This is a genomic window from Streptomyces sp. NPDC001157, assembly GCF_053598255.1.
In genome coordinates this window covers 17,716-43,347 of record NZ_JBSFJW010000030.1, presented here as the reverse complement: position 1 = coordinate 43,347, position 25,632 = coordinate 17,716, and the positions used below count along the sequence as shown (strand labels likewise).

Annotated in this window: 25 protein-coding genes and 2 pseudogenes; 11 read left to right on the top strand and 16 right to left on the bottom strand. The window is 69.3% G+C overall.

Going from position 1 to position 25,632, the window contains the following annotated elements; all coding sequences use genetic code 11:
* Positions 1-2: 2 nt before the first annotated feature.
* Genes ACWDAG_RS36295 through ACWDAG_RS36285 form a run of 3 tightly spaced genes read left to right on the top strand, consistent with a single transcriptional unit; the run spans position 3 to position 3,074 of the window.
* Complete coding sequence (locus tag ACWDAG_RS36295) at positions 3-377, top strand: hypothetical protein (protein WP_450699807.1); 375 nt, start codon at positions 3-5, stop codon at positions 375-377.
* Positions 374-2,632, top strand: coding sequence for an NACHT domain-containing protein (locus ACWDAG_RS36290; RefSeq protein ID WP_450699806.1), 2,259 nt, complete (start codon positions 374-376; stop codon positions 2,630-2,632). The genes ACWDAG_RS36295 and ACWDAG_RS36290 overlap by 4 nt, the downstream gene beginning before the upstream one ends.
* Positions 2,565-3,074, top strand: a complete 510-nt coding sequence (locus tag ACWDAG_RS36285) for a hypothetical protein (protein WP_450699876.1) — start codon at positions 2,565-2,567, stop codon at positions 3,072-3,074. The genes ACWDAG_RS36290 and ACWDAG_RS36285 overlap by 68 nt, the downstream gene beginning before the upstream one ends.
* A 597-nt stretch (positions 3,075-3,671) precedes the next feature.
* Here ACWDAG_RS36285 and ACWDAG_RS36280 read toward each other — a convergent pair.
* The 4 genes from ACWDAG_RS36280 to ACWDAG_RS36265 all read right to left on the bottom strand — a co-directional run bounded on the left by ACWDAG_RS36280 (position 3,672) and on the right by ACWDAG_RS36265 (position 7,406).
* Entirely contained in the window at positions 3,672-5,192 is a 1,521-nt protein-coding gene (locus ACWDAG_RS36280) for a glycosyltransferase 87 family protein (protein WP_450699805.1), read from the bottom strand.
* On the bottom strand, positions 5,189-5,911 hold the full coding sequence (locus ACWDAG_RS36275; RefSeq protein ID WP_450699804.1) for a methyltransferase domain-containing protein: 723 nt from the start codon (positions 5,909-5,911) through the stop codon (positions 5,189-5,191). Before ACWDAG_RS36275 ends, ACWDAG_RS36280 begins: the two co-directional genes overlap by 4 nt.
* Before the next feature lie 125 nt (positions 5,912-6,036).
* Complete coding sequence (locus tag ACWDAG_RS36270; protein WP_450699803.1) at positions 6,037-6,681, bottom strand: TIGR04282 family arsenosugar biosynthesis glycosyltransferase; 645 nt, start codon at positions 6,679-6,681, stop codon at positions 6,037-6,039.
* Complete coding sequence (locus ACWDAG_RS36265) at positions 6,678-7,406, bottom strand: glycosyltransferase family 2 protein (RefSeq protein WP_450699802.1); 729 nt, start codon at positions 7,404-7,406, stop codon at positions 6,678-6,680. Before ACWDAG_RS36265 ends, ACWDAG_RS36270 begins: the two co-directional genes overlap by 4 nt.
* 114 nt (positions 7,407-7,520) lie before the next feature.
* Here ACWDAG_RS36265 and ACWDAG_RS36260 point away from each other — a divergent pair.
* Positions 7,521-7,747: pseudogene (locus ACWDAG_RS36260) on the top strand (response regulator); the annotation flags it as partial.
* On the opposite strand, the gene ACWDAG_RS36255 reads toward ACWDAG_RS36260, so the two are convergent.
* The 6 genes and pseudogenes from ACWDAG_RS36255 to ACWDAG_RS36230 all read right to left on the bottom strand — a co-directional run bounded on the left by ACWDAG_RS36255 (position 7,731) and on the right by ACWDAG_RS36230 (position 12,252).
* Complete coding sequence (locus tag ACWDAG_RS36255) at positions 7,731-8,330, bottom strand: hypothetical protein (protein WP_450699801.1); 600 nt, start codon at positions 8,328-8,330, stop codon at positions 7,731-7,733. The pseudogene ACWDAG_RS36260 and the gene ACWDAG_RS36255 sit on opposite strands and share 17 nt — an antisense overlap.
* Before the next feature lie 87 nt (positions 8,331-8,417).
* The gene (locus ACWDAG_RS36250) at positions 8,418-8,828 is read right to left on the bottom strand and encodes a hypothetical protein (RefSeq protein ID WP_450699800.1); all 411 of its coding nucleotides are present in this window, start codon (positions 8,826-8,828) and stop codon (positions 8,418-8,420) included.
* A complete protein-coding gene (locus ACWDAG_RS36245; RefSeq protein WP_450699799.1) occupies positions 8,825-9,961 on the bottom strand; it encodes a molybdopterin-dependent oxidoreductase in 1,137 nt (378 codons plus the stop codon). Before ACWDAG_RS36245 ends, ACWDAG_RS36250 begins: the two co-directional genes overlap by 4 nt.
* A 276-nt stretch (positions 9,962-10,237) precedes the next feature.
* Positions 10,238-10,390, bottom strand: a pseudogene (locus ACWDAG_RS36240) (helix-turn-helix domain-containing protein); the annotation flags it as partial.
* A 166-nt stretch (positions 10,391-10,556) separates the two neighbouring features.
* The gene (locus tag ACWDAG_RS36235) at positions 10,557-11,093 is read right to left on the bottom strand and encodes a hypothetical protein (RefSeq protein WP_450699798.1); all 537 of its coding nucleotides are present in this window, start codon (positions 11,091-11,093) and stop codon (positions 10,557-10,559) included.
* A gap of 274 nt (positions 11,094-11,367) precedes the next feature.
* Positions 11,368-12,252 (bottom strand): SDR family oxidoreductase, encoded by an 885-nt coding sequence (locus ACWDAG_RS36230; RefSeq protein ID WP_450699797.1) that lies wholly within the window; start codon positions 12,250-12,252, stop codon positions 11,368-11,370.
* A 93-nt stretch (positions 12,253-12,345) separates the two neighbouring features.
* Between ACWDAG_RS36230 and ACWDAG_RS36225 the strand changes: the two genes are divergently transcribed.
* Positions 12,346-12,936 (top strand): TetR/AcrR family transcriptional regulator, encoded by a 591-nt coding sequence (locus ACWDAG_RS36225; protein ID WP_450699796.1) that lies wholly within the window; start codon positions 12,346-12,348, stop codon positions 12,934-12,936.
* A gap of 509 nt (positions 12,937-13,445) precedes the next feature.
* Here the strand turns inward: ACWDAG_RS36225 and ACWDAG_RS36220 are convergent.
* Positions 13,446-14,021 carry a transcriptional regulator gene (locus ACWDAG_RS36220; RefSeq protein ID WP_450699795.1) on the bottom strand — a complete coding sequence of 192 codons (576 nt, stop codon included), beginning with the start codon at positions 14,019-14,021 and terminating at the stop codon, positions 13,446-13,448.
* Between the two features lie 267 nt (positions 14,022-14,288).
* A complete protein-coding gene (locus ACWDAG_RS36215) occupies positions 14,289-14,876 on the bottom strand; it encodes a hypothetical protein (protein ID WP_450699794.1) in 588 nt (195 codons plus the stop codon).
* Positions 14,877-15,231: 355 nt separating this feature from the next.
* Between ACWDAG_RS36215 and ACWDAG_RS36210 the strand changes: the two genes are divergently transcribed.
* The 4 genes from ACWDAG_RS36210 to ACWDAG_RS36195 all read left to right on the top strand — a co-directional run bounded on the left by ACWDAG_RS36210 (position 15,232) and on the right by ACWDAG_RS36195 (position 19,170).
* A complete protein-coding gene (locus tag ACWDAG_RS36210) occupies positions 15,232-15,969 on the top strand; it encodes an alpha/beta hydrolase (RefSeq protein WP_450699793.1) in 738 nt (245 codons plus the stop codon).
* Positions 15,970-16,358: 389 nt separating this feature from the next.
* Positions 16,359-17,012: a hypothetical protein gene (locus tag ACWDAG_RS36205; RefSeq protein ID WP_450699792.1), complete on the top strand. Its 654-nt coding sequence runs from the start codon at positions 16,359-16,361 to the stop codon at positions 17,010-17,012.
* Positions 17,013-17,197: 185 nt separating this feature from the next.
* The gene (locus tag ACWDAG_RS36200; RefSeq protein WP_450699791.1) at positions 17,198-18,460 is read left to right on the top strand and encodes a sensor domain-containing protein; all 1,263 of its coding nucleotides are present in this window, start codon (positions 17,198-17,200) and stop codon (positions 18,458-18,460) included.
* Between the two features lie 65 nt (positions 18,461-18,525).
* Complete coding sequence (locus ACWDAG_RS36195) at positions 18,526-19,170, top strand: LuxR C-terminal-related transcriptional regulator (RefSeq protein WP_450699874.1); 645 nt, start codon at positions 18,526-18,528, stop codon at positions 19,168-19,170.
* A 7-nt stretch (positions 19,171-19,177) separates the two neighbouring features.
* On the opposite strand, the gene ACWDAG_RS36190 is transcribed toward ACWDAG_RS36195, so the two are convergent.
* Both ACWDAG_RS36190 and ACWDAG_RS36185 read right to left on the bottom strand, forming a co-directional pair.
* Positions 19,178-19,984: a hypothetical protein gene (locus tag ACWDAG_RS36190; RefSeq protein WP_450699790.1), complete on the bottom strand. Its 807-nt coding sequence runs from the start codon at positions 19,982-19,984 to the stop codon at positions 19,178-19,180.
* A gap of 241 nt (positions 19,985-20,225) precedes the next feature.
* The gene (locus ACWDAG_RS36185; RefSeq protein WP_450699789.1) at positions 20,226-21,017 is read right to left on the bottom strand and encodes an SDR family NAD(P)-dependent oxidoreductase; all 792 of its coding nucleotides are present in this window, start codon (positions 21,015-21,017) and stop codon (positions 20,226-20,228) included.
* An 87-nt stretch (positions 21,018-21,104) separates the two neighbouring features.
* On the opposite strand from ACWDAG_RS36185, the gene ACWDAG_RS36180 reads away from it, so the two are divergent.
* Positions 21,105-21,956 carry a helix-turn-helix transcriptional regulator gene (locus tag ACWDAG_RS36180; protein WP_450699788.1) on the top strand — a complete coding sequence of 284 codons (852 nt, stop codon included), beginning with the start codon at positions 21,105-21,107 and terminating at the stop codon, positions 21,954-21,956.
* Positions 21,957-22,005: 49 nt separating this feature from the next.
* Here ACWDAG_RS36180 and ACWDAG_RS36175 read toward each other — a convergent pair whose 3' ends face one another.
* Both ACWDAG_RS36175 and ACWDAG_RS36170 read right to left on the bottom strand, forming a co-directional pair.
* The gene (locus tag ACWDAG_RS36175) at positions 22,006-22,698 is read right to left on the bottom strand and encodes a haloacid dehalogenase type II (RefSeq protein WP_450699787.1); all 693 of its coding nucleotides are present in this window, start codon (positions 22,696-22,698) and stop codon (positions 22,006-22,008) included.
* Between the two features lie 156 nt (positions 22,699-22,854).
* Complete coding sequence (locus ACWDAG_RS36170) at positions 22,855-23,841, bottom strand: sigma-70 family RNA polymerase sigma factor (protein WP_450699786.1); 987 nt, start codon at positions 23,839-23,841, stop codon at positions 22,855-22,857.
* A gap of 168 nt (positions 23,842-24,009) precedes the next feature.
* Between ACWDAG_RS36170 and ACWDAG_RS36165 the strand changes: the two genes are divergently transcribed.
* Positions 24,010-25,506: an MFS transporter gene (locus ACWDAG_RS36165; RefSeq protein WP_450699785.1), complete on the top strand. Its 1,497-nt coding sequence runs from the start codon at positions 24,010-24,012 to the stop codon at positions 25,504-25,506.
* Positions 25,507-25,632: the final 126 nt, after the last annotated feature.

The window sequence follows — 25,632 nt, the reverse complement described above, 5'->3', positions numbered from 1 at the left end:
TCATGCCTGATGCCGAACTGCTCGCCATCGCCACCGGTGCCGCGGCAACGATTCTCGCCGACGCTGTTCGCCTGGGATGGGGCCGCGCTCGTACGACGGTTGACCGCCTCTTTCGGCACGGCACCCAGGACGAGCGCGATGCGGCACGGGCGGCACTGTCGCGGGGAGTCGCCGACGACGACCTCCGTATCGCCTTGGCGTCACTCCTCGCAGCCCACGCGGAACGCCGCCCAGAGGTCCTTGCAGAGCTGCGTTCTCTGGCGACTTCGCCGTCCGCTGCCCCCACCGTGCAAGTACAGCGCAATGAGGGATCGGGAACGTTCATCGCCGGCGACGTGCTCGGCGGCCTCACCATCAACCACGACAGCTCCCGGTGACTGACGGACAAAGCCGGGAAGCCGGTGACCAGCACAACCACGGCTCAGGCACCTTCGTCGGCCGCGTGATGGGCGACGTCACCATCAACTACGGGGCGCCGGCGTCCCAGCCCGCCTGGCGGGAGGGTTCGGCCACCCGTGCGCTGAGGGAGAACCAGCGCTTGACGGGAGCGGCCGACCAGCTTGCCCAGGCGGTCGAAGCGCAGTGGCGGCGTGAGGAGGAACGGCAGCGGATACATGACCCGTTCCCGCTGCCGGTGCGGTGGCACCTGGCACCCGAGGCCCTGACAGATCACTGGGCCAATATCCGCCGTGGCGCAGCCGGGGTCACCGTTGGTCCCTTGGCCCTGACCGGCCGCCTGGACCGGGTCGTCGACGTCCACCAGCAACTACCGTCGGGACGGCTGGTGGTCCTGGGCCGGGGCGGCTCGGGCAAAACCGTGCTGACCCTGCGGTTCGTCCTCGACCTCCTTGACGTCCGCACCAGCACCGATCTCGTACCGGTGATCTTCAGCCTCGGGTCGTGGAACCCAGCCACCACCTCGCTGCGGGACTGGCTGACCGACCAACTCCTGCGCGACCACCCCGGTCTCGCCGCGCCCGGCCCTACCGGATCGAGTCTGGCCGCCGCCTTGGTCGAGCTCGGCCGCATCCTGCCCGTGCTGGACGGGTTTGATGAGATTGCCGACGGGCTGCACCGTGCTGCACTGGAAGCGCTGAACGCCACCGGGATGCCGCTGCTGCTGACCAGCCGTCCCGACGAGTACGCCGCCGCCGTCGCAGCCGTCGACGTCCTGACCGCCGCGGCCGCCATCGAACTGGACGACCTCACCTGGGCCGACCTGGCCGACTATCTGCCTCGCACCACCCGCAAAACCGCCACCGCCACCGCCACCGCCACCGCCACCGCCACCGCCACCGCCACCGCGACGATGTGGGACCCGGTCCTGGCCCGCTTGCGCAAACATCCGAGCAACCCGGCAGAGGCCAACCTCACCGCAGTCCTGTCCACCCCGTTGATGGTCGTCCTTGCCCGCACGATCTACAGCGACACCCCGGACCGGGACCCCGCCGATCTTCTCGACACCCATCAGTTCGGCACCGCCCGGGACCTGGAAGATCATCTCCTTGGCGCGTTCACCTCCGCCGTCTACCAGCACCCGCCCCTCGACCAGCGCTCCGGCCACCACGGCTACCGAAGCTGGGACCCCGACCGCGTCCAACACTGGCTCGGCTACCTCGCCTGGCACCTGGACCGGCTCGGCACCAAAGACCTTGCCTGGTGGCAACTGGGCAACACCATCACCCGCACGACACGGATGCTCGTGGGCGGACTCGCGTTCGGGCTCGCCGCCGCGCTGGCGAACGCGCTGGCGAACGGGCTCCTGATCGGATTCGTCCTCGCACGCGCGCACCTGGGCTGGGACGGGGTGATCGGACTCGCGTTTCCGTTCAGCGGGGGCGTGCGTGCCTGGCTCGTGTACGGGCTCGTGAGCGGACTCGCGGGAGGGCTGGTGGCCGGGCTCTCCTTGGGGCTCCGGTTCGGGCTCCGGTCCCAAGGGGGCGAGCCCTCACGCATCCAGCTGCACATCCGCGGCCGGGCAAGAGAAGCCTTGGAGCAGCTCGCGGATGGGGTGTTCTTCGGATGGGCGGCCTGGCTCGTCATCGGGCTCGCGAGCGGACTCGCGGGCGTGCTGGCGAGCCAGGTCATAGACTGGCGCGCGTTCGGGCCCATGGACGTGATGTGGGCCCTCCTCTGGACCTGGTTCCCCGTCGGCCTCGTCGTCGGACTGGTGTTCGGGATTGCGTTCGCGCTCCAAACCCCCACCGACATCAAAATCGCGGTCAGCCCCTCAGAGCTGTTGACGGCCAACCGCAAAACCGCGGTCTTCCAGTCCTTCGTGGGCTGGCTGGCGTTCGGGCTCGCATTCGGGTCGCTGGGAGGGCTCGCGAACGCGCTCGTGGGCGGGTTCGTGTGGGGGGTCGTAGTCAGGCTCAGTATGGATGCCTGGGGACGATGGTTGATCCTTTCACGGATCTGGTTGCCGATGACCGGACGGCTGCCCTGGGCGCTGATCGCATTCATCGACGACGCCCATCGGCGGGGGATGCTGCGTCAGGCCGGAGCGGTTTACCAGTTCCGCCACGCCCGACTTCAAAGCTACTTCGCCCACCGCTATGAGGCATGTGGCGATCAGCGCCCGCCACCTCCCCCTGCCCCCGAGGGCCAAGGCCAATCCAGTCGTCGCCACTGAACCGCAACCTCAGACCATCCTCGTTGAGGGTGGCGAGGGCCTGGGCGCGCTGGTGGTGCAGGGCGCCGGCCGGGTAGCTGCTGAAGAGTCCCGGTTCGGCGTCCGCCTCGGAAGGGAGGCGTTCGGCGCGAACGAGGGCGGTCGCGGCAGCCTGGGGGTGCCGCGGGATCCGGGTCGTGCCGCCCGCGTCATGGCCGCGCCGTATGCAGTCGTGCCGTACGAGACCGTCAACGTCCGCTCGGGGCCGGCCCGTGCGTTCTGCACGGTTGGTACCGTGGCGGCGGGTCAGCCGCGCGGCGCCTATTGCTGGGAGTTCGGTGAGCCCGTCAGCGACTACGGCTTCACCAACAGGGTCTGGGTGAAGCTCGCCGAGGGCTACGTCAGCGCCGTCTACCTCAAGGGCAACGAGTACGGCGACCTGCCCGCCTCGGCGAGCTGCTGACCCATGCCACGACACCGATCAGCCGCACCACCGATGAGTGTGCCGCGGTAGTCGGTCCAGGCAGAACTGCGTCTGCCGCAGCGCTTGTGGGCGACGTGTCGTCTCGGCCAGTAGATCAGTAGGTCTCTTCACCACTCCTAGCCCGGCACGGGCTTACCGGCCGGTCAGGCCCTCAACTTGCTCGACGAGCGTCCGCCGCAGACAGCCGGCGGCGTCACAGAAGAACCGTCGCACCGTCATCTTCACCGCCACCCGGCGTCCCCCGCGGGCATTTCAGCCAGTCGGCGCACGTACGGCTGTGCATCCGGCGGGACACCGTCGAGCAGTCCGGGCGCCTTGACTCCCGTACACAGGAGTGGGCTTCGACCGCCACCAGCCCGTCGAGCTCGGCAAACCGGTCGAGCACCGGCCCTGCCGCCTTCGGCAGCAGGGCAAACATCACGACGGACAAGTCGCCGCGGCGGCACGTCCTGACCGCCGTGCCGCGGGCCGACCCGCCACCTGGGCGGTTCAGCCCCTTCGTCGCCGACAAGAACGGCCCGCCCACAGCCCTTGGGCGACACTTCGTGAAGGAGCACGGCGTCGACGACTCGGACATCAGCTTCGTGGGCTGCCGGCGCCATGGCCACGGAAGGCCGGCCTGAGCACTGTCCGTTGGAACGCACGGTCGTTGCGCTCGCCGCGTCTTGCCCTCACACCTCTCAGGCAGAAACCCAGCGCCACAGTGAGAGCGGCGCCGCCATAGGCCCATGCCTGCAAGGGGAACCCCGGCCACAGCCGCCCGCCGAGGTAGAGGATCGTGCCGGCGAGTGTGACGGCCAGCCATTCCCAGCGGCCGTCCAGGGCTACGAGGGCAACGATGAGCAGCGAGTACCAGGGGTAGCTGGGCGAGAACAGCAGCAGTGCGGTCCCGATGACCAGCAGGGCACCGCTCCAGGGGCGGTCCGGGTCTCCGCGGCGCCACACGTACAGCGCCGTCAGCACCAGCAGTACCGCCGCGGCCGGTCCGGCAGCCGAGTCCGGCAGCAGCAGTCGCAGCAGGGCGAAGCGACGGACGGTGCCGGGTTCGTAGCCCTCCTCGTGGAGGTAGCCGGGCAGATAGCCGAGCACGCCGCTGCCCGAAGCGATGACGTACGGCAGGTAGGCGAGCGCGACCGTGCCGACGGCGGCCGATGCGACGCGCAGGACGCGCTTCGGGCTGCGCTGTCCCGCCAGCGCTCCCGGCAGGGCGAGCACGGGGAGGATCTTCACCGCGATCGCGGCACCCAGCAGTGCTCCGCGGCGGGTTCCTGCCGTGCTGGTGCCCAGCGCCAGGACCAGGAGAAGGACCCCGAGGGTGTCGATGTGTGCGTTGTTCACCGCTTCGAAGGGCACCGCCGGGCACCACGCCCACAGCGCCGCCCGCGCCGGTGCCCTCTGCGGGTCGCCGCGTCGGCGCAGCACGAGGAGCAGGGCGACTGTGGTACCGAACGCCAGAACGGCTCCGCCTACTTGAAGTGGCTTGTGACGGCTGTCCGGTGGGGAGAGGGCGTGAACGGCGAGGTACCACTCCTCGGCGACGGGCGGGTAAATGGTGGGGACGGTGGGCCGGTTGATGCGGATGCACAGGCCGCTGTCGGTGCGGTGAAGGCCCCAGGCGGTGCAGGAACTGTTGGGCGGGAAAAGCCAGTTGTCGCGCAGCCGCGAGACTTCGGGGGCTGCCGGAGGGTGTGCGTACGGCGAGATTCCGGCGGCCTGGACCCTGCCGTCCCAGGCGTAGCGGAACATGTCGTCGCTGGTGCGCGGTGGGGTGGCGAGCGCCGCCACCGCGACGGCGGCCGCACCGGTCAGCACCAGGACGGTTGCGGTGCGCCCTCGTACCTTTCGAACGGTCCACACTGCGGCTGCGAACAGAGCCCAGGAAATCGCGTATCCGATCAGCAGACGTCCGGGAGCACTGTGGTTGTCGCCCGCACGGAGCGTGTCGACGACCGTGGCGGTGAGCGCCGCGAGGAGTACGACGGTGATGGGGACACGGATCCGGGCCGACGCGCGGCCCGTCGACGAAGTACGCCGGGAGGACGGCGGCTGCGCGGACGCAACGAAGGCCCGCTCGTGCGGGGCGGCGGTGTCGGTCATGGCTGGTCAGGCCTTCCGGCGTCCAGGTGAGCGTCGTCCTGATACCGCGGTCCTGGGCTGTGGAGTTCCAGGAAGGGGCGTCCGTCAGCCGTCCAACGGCCGGTCAGGATCCAGCCTGCCGACTCGGCGGCGTACGCCAGCGCGGTGGTCCCCAGGCGAGCCCATGGGAAGGGGCGGCCGTGGCGCCCCTCACCGTCCTCGACGCGGACGGTGAGGCGCTCGTCCACGTCGTGTGCAGCCGCTTCGGCCACCAGGCACCCGCCTGGGGCGACGAGGGCACGCAGGCGCCTGAGCAGGGCCTCGGGGTCGCCGCCAATGCCGATGTTGCCGTCGAGCAGCAGGAGGGTGCGCCAACGGCCTTCCCTGGGCATGCGGTCGAAGACGGACCGCCGCAGAGCGGTTCCGCCGTGTCGCCGGGTCCGGGCCACGGCAGCGGGGCTGACGTCCACGCCGAGCGCCGGCATCCCCCACGCCGCCAGAGCGGCCACCATGCGGCCGGGGCCGCAGCCGACGTCCAGTACAGGGCCGATGCAGCGGCGCAGGACACTCGTGTCCGCGGCGTCGGGCGGGGCACACCAGCGCTCCACGTCCAGCGGCAGCAGCTCTGCTCCCCCGTCGGCAGGCGGCGTCAGGCGGCGCAGGTACAGCGGGCCGCGGGCGGTGCGCAGGGCATGGACGTAAGGGTCGTCGGTCCACGGTTCACCCGGCCGGGCGGGCATCGGTCGATCGGTGTGGGGTGACGGCGTCTGACGCTGGGTCGGGAGCGGTACGTGAGCCCGTAGTGCCGCAGTGGTGGACTCGGTCCTCTCGGCAGCGGAGGACGGCATGCCCGTTGTTGTGACGCTCATCGGGCACTCTCCGCGAGCGAGGCCAGGGTGGCGGCGAAGAGTGAATCCTGGGGGCAGGACGATACGACCGAGGCGGCGTCGGCCGCGGTGTCCACGTCGCGCAGAACCGGCAGCACACCCACGTCCAACCCGGCCTCGAGGAGCCTGAGTCGCTGTACTGCCCCGGTGCGGTCGGTGGACATCGGAACGCCTCGCACGAGGTCCCCGGCACGGGCCGGGTCGGCGAAGCCCAGCGCCCAGAATCCGCCGTCGGCCGCGGGTCCGAACCAGGCGTCGTGGCCATCTTGTCCGACGGGGGCGAGAAGATCGGCGGTCAACTGCGGGGTGTCCATGCCGACCAGGAGCGCGGGGCCGTCGTCACAGTGCGCGAAGGCCGCAGCGATGCGCTCGTCCAGGCCACCGGAGATCTGGGGTTCGACCTCGAAGCCGGGCGGCAGCCAGGGGCCGGGATAGCCCTGCAGCACCAGAATCCGGCGCTGTGCAGGCGTCTGGAGGACCGTGTGGAGGGTGTCGGTGAGGGCGGCTTCGGCGAGCGTGGCCGCTTCCTCGGGCGTGTAGGGCGGACAGAGGCGGGTCTTGACCCGGCCTGGCACCGGTTCCTTGGCGATCACCAGCAGGGTCACCGGCGGCCGGGCGCTCATCGTCCGGCTCCCGTGAGGCTCGCGGCAGCAGTCGGCACAGGAGCGGGCGCTTCGGCGAGTACGGCCCTCATGTCGTGTACGGCCTGCCAGGTTCCCCGCCAGGTGCCGGTGACCTTCGAGCGACCCGTGCGCGGGTGGTAGGGCACGTCCGTCTCGCGCACCCGCCATCCGGCATCGGCGCCGCGCACCACCATCTGCAGCGGGTAGCCCGAACGCCGGTCGGTCAGGTCCAGGGCGAGCAGAGCCTCGCGGCGGGCGGCACGCATCGGGCCGAGGTCGTGCAGATGCAGCCCGGTACGCCGACGGATGAGCCGGGCCAGCTCCAGGTTGGCCAGCCGGGCGTGCAGGGGCCACGCCTTGGAGGTCGTGGGGCGGCGCCGACCCAGCACGAGATCCGCGGTGCCGTTGAGGACGGGCGCGGCGATGCCCGTCAGCAGGGCGGGGTCGAGCGAGGCGTCGCAGTCGCAGAAGCAGACGACGTCGGCTGTGGTGGCGGTCAGGCCGGCGTGGCAGGCAGCGCCGAAGCCGCGCACCGGCTCGGAGACCACGGTGGCGCCGAGGGCGCGGGCGATGTCCGCCGACCCGTCGGTGGATCCGTTGTCGACCACGATGGCGCGCCAGCCGGACGGGATCCGGTCGAGCACCCACGGCAGAGCCTCGGCCTCGTCCAGACAGGGCAGCACCACGTCGACCTGGGCAGGGGAAGGAGGGGGAGTCTTGATCACCCCACAAACCCTACGGATGCAAAAGCCACAAAAGGGATTTGCTGTTCTTACGGATCTCTGACGTGGGCGGCAGTCCTTACGGGTCTCTGACGTCCGGTGCCGCGCATGTTGACGGGCCAGGGCGTTGTCGCGAGAGCCACCGCAAAGCCCCCCGACCCCGGGGTACTTGACCTGATGCTGCCCGGTATCGACGGACTGGGAGATCTGCCGCCGCATCCGCGAAAGCGGACCACTGCCCGTGGTCATGCTCACCGCGAGGGGTGAGGAGAAGGAACCGGATCCTCGGCTTGGAGGTCGGGGCGGACGACTATGTCACCAAGCCCTTCAGTCCCAGGGAGCTGGCCGCGCATCGCCGGCCCTGGAAGCCGCAACCGTCAGCAGGCCGAAGCCGACGGCGAAGCCGAGCATGGTGAACACGCCCCGCGGCCAGAAGATATGGCTGTCGACGAACGACCAGCACGCCCCCAGCACAACTACGGCGCCGGGCAGCACCCGGACCCCGTGGCGCCGGAACAGCACCGCACAGGTGGCGAGGGCGGCGACCGTCAGCCCGTACACCCCTGCCCGGCCCAGCTCGTCGCCGGTCGCGAACAGCCGCCCGACCGCGCCGTGCACACCACGGTCCACCACCGTCCCGGCGGAGATGCCTGCCACTGCGTCCAACCCGGAGTAGTAGGCGGCGAAGTCCAGACAACCGGCCCAGGCCAGCACGGTGAGGAAACCGTCGATGTCACGCCGGGGCCTGCCCCATACCGGCACCAGCAGACCGAGTACCAGGAGAGGGAACACCGGCAGCAGTACCTTGTGCAGCTCGGCCCAGTGACCGGCTGTCGCCGCTGTGAGGTGGCGCGGATGGACCAGACCCGCCAGGGCCAGCAGCAGGGGCGGAGCGGTCACCAGTGCGGTCGTACGAAGCGTTCGCATCGCGTCACCGTACGAGTCCGGCGGGCCGGGCCCGGCCCGGTCGATCGGCGCGTAAGACACCCGTAAGACCCGAGGGGCCGCGAGCGCTCAGTGCGGTGGCTGCCGTCGAGCGCGGCGCACTCCCTTCGCTGTCGCCAGCAGCGCCGTGACCGTGGCCACCGCGGCCAGGGTCAGCAACCAGTTGCGCGGATAGTCCAGCGGAAGGACCGTGGCATTGGCCTTGGGACCCGGGCGCAACAGGACAGGCAGGGCCACCGCCGTCAACGCCCCCGCAACCAGGAGGGCTCCGCGAACCAGTCCGCGCGCGCCGCCGCGTACCAGCACCAGCCCGGCCAGCAGCACCACTGGTGCGACCAGCGCGTCGTGCAGGACCACCGCGCCGCCCAGCCACACCAGCACATCCGTCACGTCTCGCACGTCGAGCAGGTGGGACACGCCGACGCCCATCAGGGCCAGCCCGGCGGCGCCCCCCAGCACCCGCAGCACGGTCGTCCTCATGACAGCACCTCAAGTCGCCCGACCCACTTGGTCTGCAGCACGCCCGGTCGGTTCGGAGCGATCAGACGTGCCGGGTATCCGTGGTCGGGTGCCAGTTCCTCGCCGTTGAGGCGCAGCGCAATCAGGGTCAGCGGGTCGCGCGCGTGCTCGTGGCCCATCTCCGAGACCCGGTATCCACCCCGGGTCTGCAGCGAAACGACCCGTACCCGCGCGTGCTCGGGCGCACCCGCCCGCTCCAGCAGGTCCACGACCCGCACGCCTGTCCAGTGCGCCGACTTGCTCCAGCCCTCCACGCAGGCGATGGGGAGTTCGACCTCGTGCTGAGGCAGGGCGCGCAACTCGTCCAGGGTCAGCGTGTAGGGGCGCGGCCCGGCAACCGTCAGCCGATAGCGCTCGCCGTGAACCGTGCCGACACCGCCCGCGGCCGCGGTCCGGTTGACGGGCAGGCCCTGGGGGCCGTGATCGGGGTGGCGCGGTGCGAGGAGGGTGAGGTCCTTCAGCGGGGTGAAGGACTGGCCGACCGTCGTCACGGTGACCGCGCCGACCGCCGCCGCCACCGCGGCCAGCAACGACCGCCGATCAGGGCCGTCCTCGGCCGGCAGAGCCAGCGTGCCCGGCGAGCGGCGGCTCCAGTGAGCCTTGATCTCAGGTGCCTGGACCGCGATGTGCAGGACCAGTGCTCCCACCACCAGCCAGGCCAGGGCGTAGTGCACCTCCACGAAGGGGAACGGCCACGGGTACCACTGGGCGGTGTTCAGCAGGCCGGTGCCCACCTCCAGGACGGCAGCCGCCACCAGCACGGCCACCGACAACCGCTCGAGCGCATGCCGTACCGAGCGAACCGGCGGCCAGGCGAACAGCCGCGGGTACACCGTCCACAGCTTGGCCAGCAACAGGGGGATCGCCGCGATGCCGGAAGCAACATGCAGGCCCTGCGTGACTCGGTACCCCGACACCGGCCGACTCGGCAGGTCGTTGGCCAGCCACCCCGGTGGATGCTGCATGTAATGACTGATCAGACCGGTGACGAAGCACACGGCGAAGGATAGGCCCAGCCAACGCCCGATCGAGGTCGCCGTGCGGGCATCGTGGAGTCTGCCCTTGAACACCGGCGGGAAATAGCGCGATCTCATGCTGTCCATCTCAGCCGCCGCAGGGCCGCACTGGAACGCCTCAGCCCCTTACGGAACAGGGACGTCGTCGAAGGTCGGGCCTTGGCCATGCGCATGGGCACGCGCGGCCAAGACCCTCAGAACCCGAGTTCAAGTACGGTCGATGCCGTCCGTTTCGATTGCGGCTGGGCGGGTGTCATCTCGCGGGGCGGCCGGCCGAGTACGGCCCCCAGCAACGCATACGACCCGCAGGAGGCGGAGAAACACTTCAGCCGGCGGAACTCGACGACACCTTCGTCACTGGCCATGCGCAGTCGAGTCACTGGGTGACGCGGCCGCCCGGCGGACCGCCAGCAGTGCCGCGCCGATGCCCGCCGCGGCTCGCGGATCGGACAGGGAGCGGCTCGTCAGCTCCTCGACACGGCGCAGCCGGTAGCGGACGGTGTTGGGCCGTGTCGCGCAGGGCGGCGGCACGTACCGTGGCCAGCCCACCGGCGCCGACTGCGGCAGCGATGGTGGTGTCCAGGACCTCCCGCCGACTGCGCAGTATGGAGGGGTGACTCCTGCCAGCCTCAGCAGATTCCGTACAGATCCCCCGGCCGGTCAGGAACAGGGGTTATTCGTAGAGAAACGTCTGTCCGCTGCCCGTCCTTCTGAGCCCCATGGACTCAAGTGATTTGTCTCGTTCTTGTCGCTGGTCGAAATCCTGAATGGCCTTCGAACCGGCTTGAGGCATTACACGCGCCACGTCGGCGAGCAGGCTCTGGAGGGTGGTTCCGATGAGGGTCGCACCATCGTTGAGGGCAGCCAGCACGAACAAGTTGTCGTAGGGCTGGTCGAGCCGCCCCTCCGCCAGACTTACAGCGACAAGACCGCGCTTGAGAGGCTCCACGGACATGGTCCGGACTGCCGAGGACGCCATCCGCTGGCCATACGCGCTAAGTGTTGCAGCGGCACTCCTGTCGACGCCTTCGACCATTTTCTGCCTGACTGGCGCGGATCCGCGCATATACGCGACGACGATCATCTCGACCTCTGTGTCCAGTTCATGCGGAAGCCGGATCCTGAGGTAGCCGTTGAAGCGTTTGTCGCGAAGGCGTGACAGCGAGACTTCCTGTGCCTGTCCGCTGTTGGCGTCTTTTCTACGGGCCAAGATATTCCCCGTTCCTTCGGTACCCGGCTTGCAGCAGTTGCTCAATCTCGCGTGCGAGGGCGGCCTCCGCGAACACGGTGGAGCGCACGCCGATGGTTGGACCGGACGTGACATCGACACTGCCCTCTCCTGGAGCGGCACCAACACCCAGCAGCCCGCAACGGCGCGTAGAAGTGCTGGGCGCGGGCTTTCCTGGCCGCGTAGTCCGGGTCGCGGGAGGTCCTCCATGCATTCAGGCGTTGAAAGATGACGCCTTCTTCGCCGGGTCGGCGGGTCAGCGCACCCAGGCACTGGTGAGAGCCTGGACGGCAGAGCCGTCGAGGTCGGCGAGGGCGGTGGCAGCGAAGTCGCGGGCCCACTGCGAGGTCTGGATGCGGAAGGGCGGGTGGGCGACCGTCAGGGCGTCGACGATCGGGGCGGCCGCCTCGGCCGGACTCTGGGCGTTGGCGAACGACTGCCGGGTGCGAGTGAGGTAGGCCTCGAGCGCCGGTGCGTACGGCCCGGCGGCGGCCGGCAGCGTCGAAACGTCCACTCCGAGATTGGCGACGAACTCGCTCGCCACCGCTCCCGGCTCGACCACGGAGACATCGACGCCGACGGTGGCGGCGACCGGCGCGAGGGACTGCATGAAGCCCTCGACGGCGAACTTGGCCGCGCAGTACGCCTCGTTGAAGGGCTGGCCGACGACACCGCCGACACTGGTGACAGTGATCAACCGGCCCTTCGACGCACGCAGGTGCGGCAGCGCGGCCCGGGTCACCGCCACCACGCCGAAGAAGTTGACCTCCATGGCCGCGCGGACGTCGTCGACGCTGCTCTGCTCGATGGTGCCCACCTGGGCGGCGCCGGCGTTGTTGACCAGCGCGTCCAGGCGGCCGTGCTCGGCGACGACCTCGTCCAGGCAGGCGGTGATGCCGGCGGAGTCGGTCACATCCAGGCGCTTGATCTGGACCCGGTCCGCGACACCCGCCTCGACGGCGGCCTTCAGCAGGGCCTCGGCCTTGCCGGTGTCACGCATGGTGGCGACGGTCACCCAGCCCGCCCGGGCGGTGCCGATGGCGGTGGCCAGGCCGATACCGGAGGACGTACCGGTGATCAGAACTGTCTTCGGGGAGGTCATGAGGGTCTTCCTTGCCTGGGGAGCGCGACGGGCCGACACCCGTAACCGGGGAGTTCCCCGGTTAGCCGCAACGGTAAACGGGGACCTCCCCGGTTGTCCAGCTAGACTGGTCCCTGGACGAAGGGATCAGACTTGACCACCAAGCCGGGCGCGTTGCGTGCCGATGCCCGCCGCAACCGGGAGCGCATCCTCGAAGCAGCCGTGCGCGCCTTCTCCGAGAAGGGTCCGGACGTCGCGATCGACACAATCGCCAAGGCCGCGGGCGTCGGCTCGGCCACGCTCTACCGCCACTTCCCCACGCGGGAGGCGCTCATCGAGGCGACCTACCGCAATGAACTGGCCCGCGTCTGCGACAGCGCCGCGAAGCTGCTCGCCGACAACCCGCCCGACCGGGCCATCCGCCTGTGGATGGACGACTTCATCGACTACCTGGCCGCCAAGCAGGGCATGGCGGACGCCCTGCGGGCCGCGGTCGCATCCGGTGCGGACCCCTTCGCCGAGACCCTCGACAAGCTCGGCACCGCACTTGGCACCCTGCTGCGCGCCGGCGCCGACGCGGGTCTCCTGCGCCCGGACATCGACCCCTTCGATGTCGGCTTCAGCCTGGCCGGCGTCGCGCTGATCACCAGTGCTCCCGGCCAACGCGAACGGGCCGGACGCCTCCTCGACCTGCTCCTCGACGGCCTCCGCTACGGAGCGGACCGGCCGACGCCCAGCTCCTGACCGGCTCCGACCGCGCTCACCATGCGCACCATTGCGCACCATCTGACGTCCGCCCCTACCGGTTGGCCGACACCGGACATGCCGGTCTGCGCTGCGACACCTTCACCCACTCGCAGCCGATGCCGATCTGTCTGGTGCGGGCGGGGCGGGCATGAACTCCGGTCATCGGCGGGAGAGATGGGCGTGGTTCGTCTGTTCGTCCTGGCGCCGGATCATCACCAACGGATGGTGGAGGTACTGGAGCCGGGTGGGGGCCAGGCAGGTCTGCCGTGTCAGCAGCTGGCCGTATCGGCCTCCCGCGCCTTGGGTGGGTCCGCATCCTGGAGCTGGGTTCGCATCCTGGAGCTGCCAGAAAGTCCTGTAGTCATGCGCCAGAACCGGAGCGGACGTGGGGTTCAGCCCCAGCGGCAACGCCCTCGCCATCGTGGGCGAGGACGAGGAGGTGCAGCTGCGGGACGTCGCCAATTACTCGTGATCCCATTCCGAGCACACCACGTCATGGAAATGACTCAGGCTGCGAAACCGATGTTCGAGACGTACTCGTACTGCCCCCACTCACTGCCCAAGTCGACCACAGCATCGCTCACCCAGGCATTGTCCAAGGCCTCGTCATCATCGGCGGCCCAGGCCTCGACAATGCGGTCCCAGTGCCGCACATTGAGGGTCCTGAAGCTGAGCTCACGCTGATGGGGCCGCGGGACCTGGGACTGATTGAGCGGGTGGAACTCGACACGTGTGCCGCGCCCCTCCCTGTTGAGACGGTTGAGCAGGTAACGGGCCACATTGTGACGGCGCACCGTGTAGTACACGGCCTCAACGCGCTCCAGGTTCTTCCTCGACGGATTCCGCTCGCCGTCCAGCCAGGCCTTGAGGGTGCGATCGGTGACGGTAAGGCCGGCATCGCGGGCCGCTTCGCGGGCGTGGTCGGTACGGGTGAGGTAGTGCAAGCGTGCGAGGAGTCCGCGCCGCTGGGTGATCGGGGTGGAGATGAAGTTGGCGAGCGAGTCGAGCTGGCGGGCCACGGCTTCATGTCCCTTGATACCGCGTGCGCCGAATTTGCCGAAATCGATATTCCTCTCCGGCACTTCTCGACTCCTCGCACTTCGGGCAATTTGCGACGCTCACAAGCGTCCAGTCCAGCGCAAGGCAACACTACAGGAATTCGGCCGTCCGGATTGCCGCTGTCGCGAGTTCTGCCGGAGTCCCACCGGTGTGCCACCTGAGGTGCGATGAGCGTTACCGACGGTCCATGGTGATCTGTCATGGGCACCCGGCCGGTGCGTTGTGGAAGCCGGTCTCGCACGCGATGCCGAGCCCCAGGGGATGGGCCGAGGTCGCCGACGCGCTCCAGGTCACCGCCAAGCCGCCACGAGCGCTCGCCGATCTGGAAAGCGGGGACCGGAGACTGTCTCCTGGGTGGGTTCACCGTTGAGCCAGCACACTTGCTCGGGGCCACCGTCGCCAGTGTCGAACAGGCAGCACACTCCGCCGCTGTCGGCGGTGAGGTCTGTGAACAGCTTCCTGATGTTGGCCGACCGTGCAAACAGGCGGCTCATCCCCGATGACGCTGCCCAGCACTCCACCGACGTATAGCCAGGGTGCAGAAGGGACTCGAACCGGATCGTCGCGTAGATGTACCCGATCTGGATGCGCCCGTCCGCCTCGGGCTCACGGCCGTTCGTCCGCGCGTACTCACGCAGTGCATCATCGACGTCGAACATGAGGGACGTGTCGAGCTCGAGCGTGCTGCTCGTGGAGCAGTCGACCGGCTCGCTCTTGAAACGGGACGTGAACGGGAGGACGAGCCGGTCACCGCCGGGCAGAGTGATCTCAAGCGGCGGCACGACTCGGGCCGGTGGCGCCAACTCGGCCAGGTTGGCCAACGCCCTGGCGACATTCCGAGGGCGCAGATAGATGTCGTAACCGTAGGTCAGCCCCACGTTTCCCCCTGCCTCAGATCGAACCGCACCTTCTCACGACCCACCCCTGAAGCGCTTGTCGATTTCGAGCTCGCAACACGTTGATGCAGCGTCATTGCCGGCGATGAGAAGGGGAGATACAGGTCGTCCGGTAGCTCAACGCAGGATTCCGACTTCTTGGCATCCAGCCACGGAGCCCGGGCAAGAAACCGTTTGGCGGACCACGGCGGCCCTGCTACTTTCACGGAGGCCGTGCGAGAGAACGAGGAGGTGGTACCCGTGAACGTATCGACATGGGTGCTCCCCTCCGGGGTCACGGTCGGGCGATAGGTCGTCCGGGAGTGCCGTTCAACAGCGCTCCCCGAAAGGCACGATCATGGCCCTTCACTTCACTTCCGAACAGCGCCTCGACGACGGCGTCCTCGAACGCGAATTCACCCTCGGTGAGATTCCCGGCATCCTGTGGACGCCCACGTCTGCGTCCGCGCCGGCGCCGCTGATCCTGCTCGGCCACCCCGGCGGGCTGCACAAGATGTACCCCCGGCTGGTGGCCCGGGCCCGGCACTGCGCGGCGGACGGCTTCGCCTCGGCCACCATCGAGCTCCCCGGGAGCGGTGACCGGCCCCGTTGGGCAGCCGCCGAGCAGGCCCGCGCCGCCCTGCGCCGGGCCTTGGAAGCCGACGAGCCGGTCAGTGACGAGATCATCGATGCCCTCATCCTCCCGATCGTCGACAAGGCAGTCCCGGAATGGCAGGCCGCCCTGGACGCCCTACTGTCACTGGCCGGGATCGGCGGTCCGGTCGGGTACTCGGGGGGAGTGATCTCCATCGGGACCCGGCTGGCGGTGGTCGAGCCGCGCATCGTGGCTGCCGGTCTCTTCGCCGGGAGTTTCGTGCCTCGCGCCACGTTCGAGGAAGCCCGCCGGGTCACCATTCCGCTGCACGTCCTGCTGCAGTGGGACGACGAAGGGAACGATCGGCAGGCGGCACTGGACCTGTTCGACGCTTTCGGCTCCAAGGAGAAAACCCTGCACGCCAATATGGGCGGTCACACCGGCGTCCCGCAGTTCGCGGGGGAGGCCGCCGCCCAGTTCTTCACCCGGCACCTGAAGTGAAGTAAGGCCGAGCCGCCAGGCAGGCCATCAGCAGACCGTAAGCCCGGTTGGCATGGTGATCCGCGCCGGATCGGTCGGGGCGACGGCGCCGCGGCGACCGGGGTCCGCGGCAAAGCGGTCACCATGCGCAGGTAGGTGGTGCCGGGGACTGGCCCCTTGAGTCGGGTAGCCGGATCACAGCAACGTGGTCCGGCTACCCGAATTGGGTCAGAGATAGGCGGTTGCCGTGCGGAACAATCTGCTCTCCCTGTCCGTACTATCTCTACACGCCAAGCCCTGTGCTGCGGTGCAGCCCGCTTCGTCGTGCAGCACACGGGGGCCACTCCCCTGGGCCCGCTGCGGCCGCCGCAGGCCCAAGTCGGCCGCGACCTCAAGGAAAGGTCGGCATCATGTCCGAGAACACGACCGCTTCCACGGAACTGACCTCGCAATACGCCACCCAGGTCACCAGCGACCTCGAGCGCAACCTCAAAGAGCAGGAACGCGTCAGCGGAGAAATCGCCGCGCTGCAGGAGCAGTTGGCCACCTTGCAGCACGACCACACCGTGCTGATGAACATGCAGCAGGCACTCGGCATCACTCTCGGCCCCGACAAGCCTGCCGCCACACCCCAAAAGGCCGCCGTGCCCGCTCCTCGAAAGAAAGCCGCCACGCGGTCGAGGAGCACCGCCCGCGCCACGAAAACCACCACCGCGCCCAGCCGCGCACGAACGCGTAAGTCGGCCGACAAGGCCCCCGTCGCAGCTACGACAACCACACAGCCCTCGCTGGTCGAACTCATCCGCCAACACCTCGCCGGGCAGAACGAACCGCGTTCCACGGCCGAGGTCGCCACTGCCCTCGACCAGGCCCACCCCGAGCGAGGCATCAAGAACACCGTGGTGCGCACCACGCTCGAAAACCTCGTCGCCAAGGGCCAGGCCCAGCGCACCAAGCAGGGCAGCTCCGTCTACTACATCGCCCCCGACACCCGCCAGCCCACGCCGCCATCCACAACCGCATCACAGCAGCAAGAAGAGGCTCAACCTGAGAAAGCGCAGTGACCGTTCGGCGTCTCCAGGCGGGTGGAGCAGTCCGGCCGTCGTCTCCTTGAAGTCCCAGGCGTCGCCGAAGGCTTGGGTGGCAGCGACTTTATGCTGAGGGAATGGTTGCGTCGTTGCCTTCCGCGGTCGCGGGTCGGTGGCGGCCAAGCGCTGGGTTCATCGTCCGCGTCGGGCGTCGCACGATCGTGGAATCGCTGTATCTCCTCACGGCGCCGTTGAGTGCCGTTGTCGGTCTGCTGCTGGTGGTCGGCGGCCTGTGCGTCGGAGCGGTCGGTTCGTTGGTGCCGAGCGGGTCGGCCGTCGCGACCCGGGCGTCGGCACTGGTGCGGTGGCCCGGCGATCTGGAGTGGTGGCGGATCGGCAAGGTGCGTTCCCGGGGCGGCGGGGCGCCGGGCGCGGGCCGGCGGCCGAGGTCGAGGTCGAAGGAGCCTGCCGATGCGGCTGACCCGGGGCTGTGGCTCGACCTGGCGCACGCGGTGATGGTGCTCCCGGTCGTACTGGTCACCTCGGTGGTGACGGCGCTGTGGTGGTTCGTGGGAGTCGCGACCGCCACCTACCCTCTGCGCAGAGGCCAGGTCGCGCCCGGATCACTGCGGCCGATGACTCTGTACGCGGGCAGCGATCGGTCCCACATCGCCCTGAGTCTGGGGTTGACGTCGCCGGCCGGGCGGCTCGCCTTCGCCCTCACGATCGCCGTGCTGGCGCTGTTCACCCTGCCGCTCGTGACCCGGGTATGCGTTGCCGCCCAAGCCGGTCTCGGCAAGGCACTGCTGTCCAACATGTCCGCGTTGCACCGCAGGATCAGTGGACTGGAGCAGGAGCGCGACGCCGCCCGCGCGCAGGCCGTCGCGGCGGTGACGGCCGAGGCCGCTGCCCTGCGCCGACTCGAACGCGACATCCATGACGGGCCCCAACAGCAGCTGGTCCGGCTGGCGATGGAGCTGGGACGCGCCCAGCATCACTTCGACCGCAATCCGGGACTGGCCCGGGCCGCACTCGCCGATGCTGTCATCCAGACTCAGCAGGCACTGGACGAGCTACGGGCCCTGTCACGAGGCATCGCCCCGCCCATCCTCACCGACCGAGGACTGCGGGCGGCGCTTTCTGCCCTGACCGCGCGCTGCCTCATCCCTGCCGAACTCGACGCGGATCCCATCAGCCGTCGGCTGGACGCCGCCGTCGAGACGGCCGCGTATTTCGTGGTCGCCGAGGCGCTGACGAACGTGGCCAAGCACAGCCACGCCCGCCGGTGCACGGTCGGAATGCACCACACCGACGGAGTACTGCGGGTCTGGGTGACGGACGACGGGGTGGGCGGAGCGGCTTTGGCCAAAGGGCATGGACTGCAGGGACTGGCCGATCGGGTGCAGGCGGTCGGCGGCCGCCTGCGGGTCAGCAGTCCCGAGAACGGTCCGACAACGGTGACCGCGGAGCTGCAATGTCGATGATTCGGGACGAATCAACACCTGAAGTACCGCTGGGAGCACAGTCGGCTCCTGCTGCCCGGGACCCGCTGCGGATCGTCGTCGCCGACGACGCGGTACTGCTGCGCGAGGGCTTGGTCCGTCTGCTCGCCGAGGACGGTCACGAGGTGGTTGCGGCGGTCGGTGACGGCCCCGCCCTGGTCGAGGCGGTGCTCGCGCACCGCCCGGACGTCTCGGTCGTCGATGTGCGGATGCCGCCGACGCATACGGACGAGGGCCTGCGGGCAGCGATCACCGCCCGCGGGCAGCTGCCCGGCTCCCCGATGCTGGTGCTCAGCCAGTACGTTGAGGTGTCCTACGCCTCCGACCTGCTCGCGGACGGTTCCGGCGCCGTTGGCTATCTGCTGAAGGACCGGGTCTCCAAGGTCGAGGAGTTCCTGGACGCCCTGGACCGCGTCGCCCGTGGTGCTACGGTGCTCGACCCGCAGGTCGTCGCCCAGTTGCTGGCCGGGCAGCGCCGGGGGGACCCGCTGGGCGTGCTGACCGCGCGCGAACGGCAGTTGCTGGCACTGATGGCCGAGGGCCATTCCAACTCGGCAATCGCGCGACGGCTGGTGCTCTCCAACAGCGCGGTGGAGAAGCACATCGGCAACGTCTTCGCGAAGCTCGGCCTCCCGCCCGACGACGCCCAGCACCGCCGGGTGCTCGCCGTCCTCGCCTACCTCAACGCCTGACCATCCGTCACCATCCGCCCTTGAAGAAGGCAAGCAGCGCCGGCGCCGGGTCGGCAGCGACGGATACGTTGGCCACGGCGAGAACGATGAAGGGCAGCGACAACACGGCCCAGAGAAGCCCGAACGACCTCAACACGCGCCTGGTTCGCCTGTCATACGCCTCTGCCCTGGCAAACCGCCTCCAAGACACCACGCTCATGACTATGAGGACGACCGCCACTGTCACCGCGGCCACGGCTATCACCACGTGGTACACGGCGAAGTCACTGACCATCACTTCGATGGCAGGCGGAGTTCGGTCACCGGCGTTCGGATAGTCCGTCAAATGCTGCCTGATCTGTTGAAGCGCATTGGCGAGTTCTCCGTGCGACGAATGCATCGGCAGCATGGACAGCAGTGAGGACAACGGCGCTATCGCCCCTTGGGTGTTGGCCATGACCGCCGCCAACGAGACCAGCGCGAGCGCCGTGACGACGACCCCGGCCGTCGCGAGTACGGCCCTGCGTCCCGCTCCGAGCCCGTCGGCCCGGAGAAAGGCTTTCCAGAGCAGAACGGCAAGCGATATCAGCACCGCCAGCAGGCTCGCAGCGATCGCGGCCTTGACCATGTGGTAGTGGAGCCAGTAATCAACAACCCTCTCCAGGCCGGGGGAAAAGCTCCGGTCCCCGGAGTTCCAGTAGGCGACCAACGACGCGGAGAGGCTGTCGATGAAGTGACGCCGGTCGCCGAAGCCGCCGCCCGACATCCTCGCCGCCAATGGGCCGGGGGCGAAGACGAAAGCCGGGACGAGGGCCGCGGCGACGACGACGCGCACAGCGACTGCGCGACCAGGGAAATCTGCGGATCGGGATGGTCCGTGCGTGCCGGCGGGTCGTGACGTGGTTGTCATGCGGACGACCATGTCGCACCGGCGCTCCCCCGGTCACTGTGGTCCGCCATCCACTTGGGGTGTGGCCTGCCATACCCCGGCCATGCGCCGATCCACTGGTCAGCGTCCGCTGACGGCGAGTTCGTTGAAGAGGTGAAGGGGCGGCTCGGACCCGAGCCGCCCCATTTCAGGCGCCGGCGCCGCCGTCGACCGGGACGATCGCGCCGGTCACGTACGAGGCGCGGTCGCTGAGCAGCCAGGCGGCTGCCTCGGCGATCTCCCGGGGCTCACCCATCCGGCCCAGCGGGATCCTGGCGGTCATCCCCTCGATGATGCCGGGAGTGGCCGCTTCCCATTCGTCGATCATTTTCGTGGCGGTGCCGCCGGGGGTGATGCCGTTGACCCGGATACCCGCGGGTGCCAGGTTGACCGCGGCGGTCTCGGTGAGGCTGTTGAGGGCACGCTTCATGGCCCCGTAGGCGGGCAGGGCGGGGTTGGCGCGGCGGCTGCCGATGCTGGAGGTATTGACGATCGCTCCGCCGCCGCCCTGCCGCATGAGGGCGACCTCGGCGTTCATGGCGGTCCAGTGCGCGCGGAAGTTCACGGTGAACTGATTGTCGATGTCCTCGTCGGTGGTGGCGTCGACGGGGCCGGGCTGCTGGATCACAGCACCGTTGTTGAAGGCACCGTCGAGGCGTCCGTGCAGCTCCTCGACGCGGTCGACGGCGGCGCGGATGCTCGTACGGTCGGCGAGGTCCATGGTGACGGCGTCGGCGGTGCCGCCGTCGGCGCGTATCTCCTTCACGATGGTTTCGAGGGCGTCGCTGCCACGGGCGGCGAGCACGACGGCGGCGCCCTCGGAGGCGAAGAGGTGGGCCGCGGCCGCCCCGATGCCGCGGCTGGCGCCGGTGATGAAGATGACCTTGCCGGTGAGCAGGCCGCCGGGTGCATTGTCAGTGGTGTTCGTGTGGTCCGTCATGCCACACAGCGTCAGGCCGCACCCGGACCGGATACAGGCACAGGCTGTACCAGGATCCGCCGTCGCTGCCGCGCGCACACTGGGCATATGGACAAGCAGGAACTCGGGGCATTCCTCCGCACCCGTCGCGAGCGGCTCCGCCCGCAGGACGTCGGGCTTCCCTCCGGGCCGCGACGCCGCACACCAGGCCTACGCCGCGAGGAGGTGGCGGTCCTCGCCCACATGTCCACCGAGTACTACGTCCGCCTCGAACAGGGCAGGGCGCCACGCCCCTCCGGCGACGTCCTGGCCGCGATCGCCGGCGCGCTGCGGCTCACCGACGCCGAGTCCGACCACCTCCATACCCTGGCCGGCACCGCGCCGAACCGCACCGGACTGCACCGGCGCGACGTCCGCCCCAGCGTCCTCGCACTCCTTCAGCGGCTTCCGCAGACGGCCGGCTTCGTGATGTCCGCCGCCTGCGAGATCCTGGCCTGGAACGATCTCGCGGCCGCCCTCATGGAGGACTTCACCCCGCTCGCCCCCGAGGACCGCAACCTCGCCCGCCGGGCCTTCCCCGGACCGCAGCCCGGCGAAGCGAACCTCTACGGGATCTCGGATGCCGCCGACTTCCGGCTGGGCGTTGTGATGCAGCTCCGCACCACCCTCGCCCGTTATCCAGCCGATCCCGCGGTGAGCGGCCTCATCGACGAACTCCGCGACACCAGCCCCGACTTCGCCCGGCTCTGGGACCGCCACGACGTACAGGCCGCGCCGATGCTCACCAAGACCTTCCGCCATCCGACCGTCGGCGACGTCACCGTCGACTGCGACACCCTCACCCTCGCCGACCGCGACCAGTACCTCGTGCTGTTCACCGCGCCGCCGGGTTCCCCCGGCGCCGAAGCCCTCGCCCTGCTGAACGTCCTCGGAACAGAGGCCAGTCACTATCTGCCTTAGCACCACAGCCCGCCGACCGCGAGCACCATCGCCGACAGGGCCGGTCTGCCTACCTCGCCGTCAGCGCGCTGACCAGCCCGTCCAGTCCGCTGCACCGCAAGTCAAAGACATCGGAACTCGTCGGCGGATCCCCGGCCGGTCGCTGAACGTAGGCTGTCCGCATCCCCGTTGCCTGCGCTCCGCGAAGATCCCAGCCATGGGCGGCCACCATGAGCACGCGTTCTGGTGGACATCCGGCGGTGTCGATGGCGAGCCGGTAGACCTCCGGTGCCGGCTTGTAGGCCAGGACGGCTTCGCTGGAAAGGGCTTGGTGCCAGCGCAGCCCGGCATGTGCGTTGAGGCGCAGCAGGGCGGTGCGGCCGGCGTTGGAGAGCCCGAGCACGGGGAATTGCTTCGCCAGCCGTTCGAGGCCGGCGACAGAGTCGTTCCAGGGAGGCAGTCGCTGACCCGCTGTGGCCAGCCGGGCAACGGTCGCCGGACCGGCGAGTCCGGCATGGTCGGCCACCCTCTGAGCTGCCTCTGCATCGATGACCTCGGTGGTGGCGTACGCACGATGCCCTTGCGCGATGCGTTGCTGCTCAAGCTCTACATGCTGCTGCCACAAGGTGAGCAGCTCGTCGACAGACGCATCGTCGGACGCGGGCACGGCCTCGCGAAGTGCCGCTCGAAGCCCGCCGGGTTCGTCGACCATCGTTCCGAGGACGTCGAAGACGACGACCTCGATGTCACAGATCTCGGCCATCCGGTCTCCTGTTCGTGCTGGGCTTCGAACTCCTGTGCAAACGCGCCCTGTTGGCGTAGTCGAGCGGCTCCACACCATACGAGCCGAACCCCCGGTGATCACCGTCGGGTCGGCGTCGGAATTGCCTCCCGATTCCGCCGTGCTTCTGCTGAGTGTTCACGCTCTCTGGAGCGTGCGCGGAAATCCGAAGCGGGCGATCAGTCCCAGGTTGCCGAAGCGGGTGAATGCGCTGATCTGGTTGCCCCGCAGGGTGAGTACAACCAGGCCGTTGGCCCGCCACAGGGGTGCGACGGGGTCTGGGAGGTAAAGGACCAGGGCGGGTTGGCCGTTGGCGCGGGTGGGCACCAGTTTGAGGTCCTGGCCCAGGTGGGCTTGCAGGAGGAATTCGCCGACGGCCTCGGGTCCGCGGAGTTCGAAAGGCTCGGGTGGCATGGTGAGCCTGACGTCGCTGGCGATAAGTGCTACAAGTTCGTCAAGGTCGAGGCGCTCGAACGCGGTGACGAACCGGTCGACGATGGCGGCCTCGGCGGGGGAATGCGGCAACGGCACCTCGTCCGGGTCAGGGGTGGGCGGGAGGTTCGCCCGGGCTCGGATGAGCGCGCTGTTGACGGCTGTCGGGGTGGTGCCAAGAATGCCGGCGGTCTCGGCGGCTGAGAAACCGAGCACGTCCCGGAGCACCAGGACGGTTCGTTGCTGGGGTGGCAGATGCTGCAGGCCCGCCACGAACGACAGAGCGATCGACTCACGTGTCGCGTAGCGCGCCTCGGGGCCCGGGGCCAGGCCGCTCAGGTCGTCCGGGTAGGGCTGCAGCCACCACGGCTCGTCGGACCGCACCGGCCCGCTCCAGCGCGTGTCCTGATCAAGCGGGTCAGCCGGTTGCGGGCGGCGGGATTCGCCGCGCAGGTAGTTCAGGCAACGGGTCGTGGCGATCCGGTACAGCCACGCCCGAAGTGATCGGCCGTCGAACCGGCCGATCGAGCGCCATGCAGCCAACAGAGCCTCCTGAAGCACGTCCTCGGCGTCCTGGACCGATCCGAGAATCCGGTAGCAGTGCGCCTGCAACTCACGTTGATAGGGCTCGATGAGCTCGCGGAATGCCTCGCCGTCGCCGGCCTGGGCACGGGCGAGGGTTCCCTCGGTCATGGCGGACCCGTCCTTTCACCGTCCAAAGGGCATCTCACTACCCACCTGGGCCGGTGGATTGCGCCTCCTGACAGTGCAACACCGCCTGCGGCGCGAATTCATCGGCGAATCGCCACGACGGCCGGTGTTTCAACCTACGGACCTGATGACCAACGAACGGAGGCAGACATGACCGCGACAGACCTCAGCAACGACATCGGCGGCGGCCCGGCCGCCGCATCCGGCCAGGTGCGCAGGTGGCGGGCGTTCTCGCTGCTCGCCGTGGCGTACTTCATGACGGCGGTCGACATGTTGATCGTCAACGTCGCACTGCCGACGATCGGCCATGAGCTGCACTTCGCGCAGGCGGACCTGCAGTGGGTGGTGACCGCCTACGCGCTCACCTTCGGCGGGTTCCTGCTCCTCGGCGGCCGAGCCGCTGACCTGCTCGGGCGCAGGCGCGTGTTCACAGCCGGGCTGGCTCTGTTCACCGCGGCCTCGCTGGCCTGCGCGCTGGCCGCAGGCGGCACGTTTCTGATCATCATGCGTGGTGTTCAGGGCCTGGGCGCCGCCATGGTGCTGCCCGCCGCGCTGTCGATCGTGATGAACATGTTTCCCGAGGGCGCCGAGCGCAACAAGGCACTCGGTCTGTGGGGCGCCATCGGCGCCAGTGGCGCGACCGTCGGCGTGCTGGCCGGCGGCGCCCTCACCCGGTACGCGGGCTGGCCGTACATCTTCTACCTGAACGTGATCGTCGGCGGGGCCGCGCTGCTCCTGACCCGGCGGGTGGTGCCGGAGAGCAGGCTGCACGGAGTACGCCGCCGCTACGACCCCCTGGGCGCCATCAGCGTGACAGGGGCCCTGGTGATCGTGGTCTACGCGGTCTCACAGGCACCGACCGTCGGATGGACAGCCGCCCGGACCGTGGCCCTGCTCACGTCGTCGGCGGTCCTACTGGCCGCGTTCGTGGCCATCGAGGCCACGTCGCAGGCGCCGCTGCTGCCGCTGCGGCTGTTCCGGCTGAAGACCCTCGCCGGGGCCGACGCCGTCGGACTCCTGCTCGGCGCCGGCTTCTACGGGTACATCTTCATCGGCACCCTTTTCATGCAGCAGGTACTCGGATACTCCGCGATGAACACCGGCCTCGCCTGGCTCACCGTGGGCCTGACCGGAGTAGTCCTCGCAGGGCCGGCGCAGATGCTCGTCACCCGCACCTCCATCCGCCTGGTGATGGCGGCCGGACTGACCCTGACCGGAGCCGGGATCCTCTGGGCGACCCGAGCCCCCGCCCATGGCAGCTTCTGGGCGGACCTGGCCGGGCCCCTCTTCCTCACCGGCACCGTCACCTGGATCTTCATCCCGGTATCCATCGGAGCCCTGGTCGGCGTCACCGAACGGGACGCGGGAGTCGCTTCCGGCCTCATCGACTCGTCCCAACAACTCGGCGGCGCGATCGGCATCGCCATCGCCTCCACCGTGGCGGCCACACGAACCCAGGACCTCCACGCCCGAGGCCACTCCATCACCTACGCACTCACCGGCGGATTCCACACCGCCCTGTGGGTCTGCGGACTCATCACCCTGTCCGCCATCCCCATCGCCTTCCTCCTCATCCGGCGCACCGGCATCGCCCAGACCACAACCACCCAGCACCGCCAAGTCCCGCAACCCGCCCCCCTTGACTAACGGGGGATCGGCGCCCGACCTGCGCCGACCGGCGGCCCTGGCCTGGCACCTTCCGCGGCTTGCCGACGGCCCAGCAGATCACCATCGCAGCGGTGACTTCACCGCTCGACCACTCAGAGAAGGAGA

Excerpts from the sequence above, each read along its gene's own strand:
- ACWDAG_RS36295 (WP_450699807.1), top strand. The coding sequence starts at position 3 with ATGCCTGATGCCGAACTGCTCGCCATCGCCACCGGTGCCGCGGCAACG.
- ACWDAG_RS36280 (WP_450699805.1), bottom strand. The coding sequence starts at position 5,192 with ATGACCGACACCGCCGCCCCGCACGAGCGGGCCTTCGTTGCGTCCGCG.
- ACWDAG_RS36275 (WP_450699804.1), bottom strand. The coding sequence starts at position 5,911 with ATGCCCGCCCGGCCGGGTGAACCGTGGACCGACGACCCTTACGTCCAT.
- ACWDAG_RS36270 (WP_450699803.1), bottom strand. The coding sequence starts at position 6,681 with ATGAGCGCCCGGCCGCCGGTGACCCTGCTGGTGATCGCCAAGGAACCG.
- ACWDAG_RS36255 (WP_450699801.1), bottom strand. The coding sequence starts at position 8,330 with ATGCGAACGCTTCGTACGACCGCACTGGTGACCGCTCCGCCCCTGCTG.
- ACWDAG_RS36250 (WP_450699800.1), bottom strand. The coding sequence starts at position 8,828 with ATGAGGACGACCGTGCTGCGGGTGCTGGGGGGCGCCGCCGGGCTGGCC.
- ACWDAG_RS36245 (WP_450699799.1), bottom strand. The coding sequence starts at position 9,961 with ATGAGATCGCGCTATTTCCCGCCGGTGTTCAAGGGCAGACTCCACGAT.
- ACWDAG_RS36210 (WP_450699793.1), top strand. The coding sequence starts at position 15,232 with ATGGCCCTTCACTTCACTTCCGAACAGCGCCTCGACGACGGCGTCCTC.
- ACWDAG_RS36205 (WP_450699792.1), top strand. The coding sequence starts at position 16,359 with ATGTCCGAGAACACGACCGCTTCCACGGAACTGACCTCGCAATACGCC.
- ACWDAG_RS36185 (WP_450699789.1), bottom strand. The coding sequence starts at position 21,017 with ATGACGGACCACACGAACACCACTGACAATGCACCCGGCGGCCTGCTC.
- ACWDAG_RS36180 (WP_450699788.1), top strand. The coding sequence starts at position 21,105 with ATGGACAAGCAGGAACTCGGGGCATTCCTCCGCACCCGTCGCGAGCGG.
- ACWDAG_RS36175 (WP_450699787.1), bottom strand. The coding sequence starts at position 22,698 with ATGGCCGAGATCTGTGACATCGAGGTCGTCGTCTTCGACGTCCTCGGA.
- ACWDAG_RS36170 (WP_450699786.1), bottom strand. The coding sequence starts at position 23,841 with ATGACCGAGGGAACCCTCGCCCGTGCCCAGGCCGGCGACGGCGAGGCA.
- ACWDAG_RS36165 (WP_450699785.1), top strand. The coding sequence starts at position 24,010 with ATGACCGCGACAGACCTCAGCAACGACATCGGCGGCGGCCCGGCCGCC.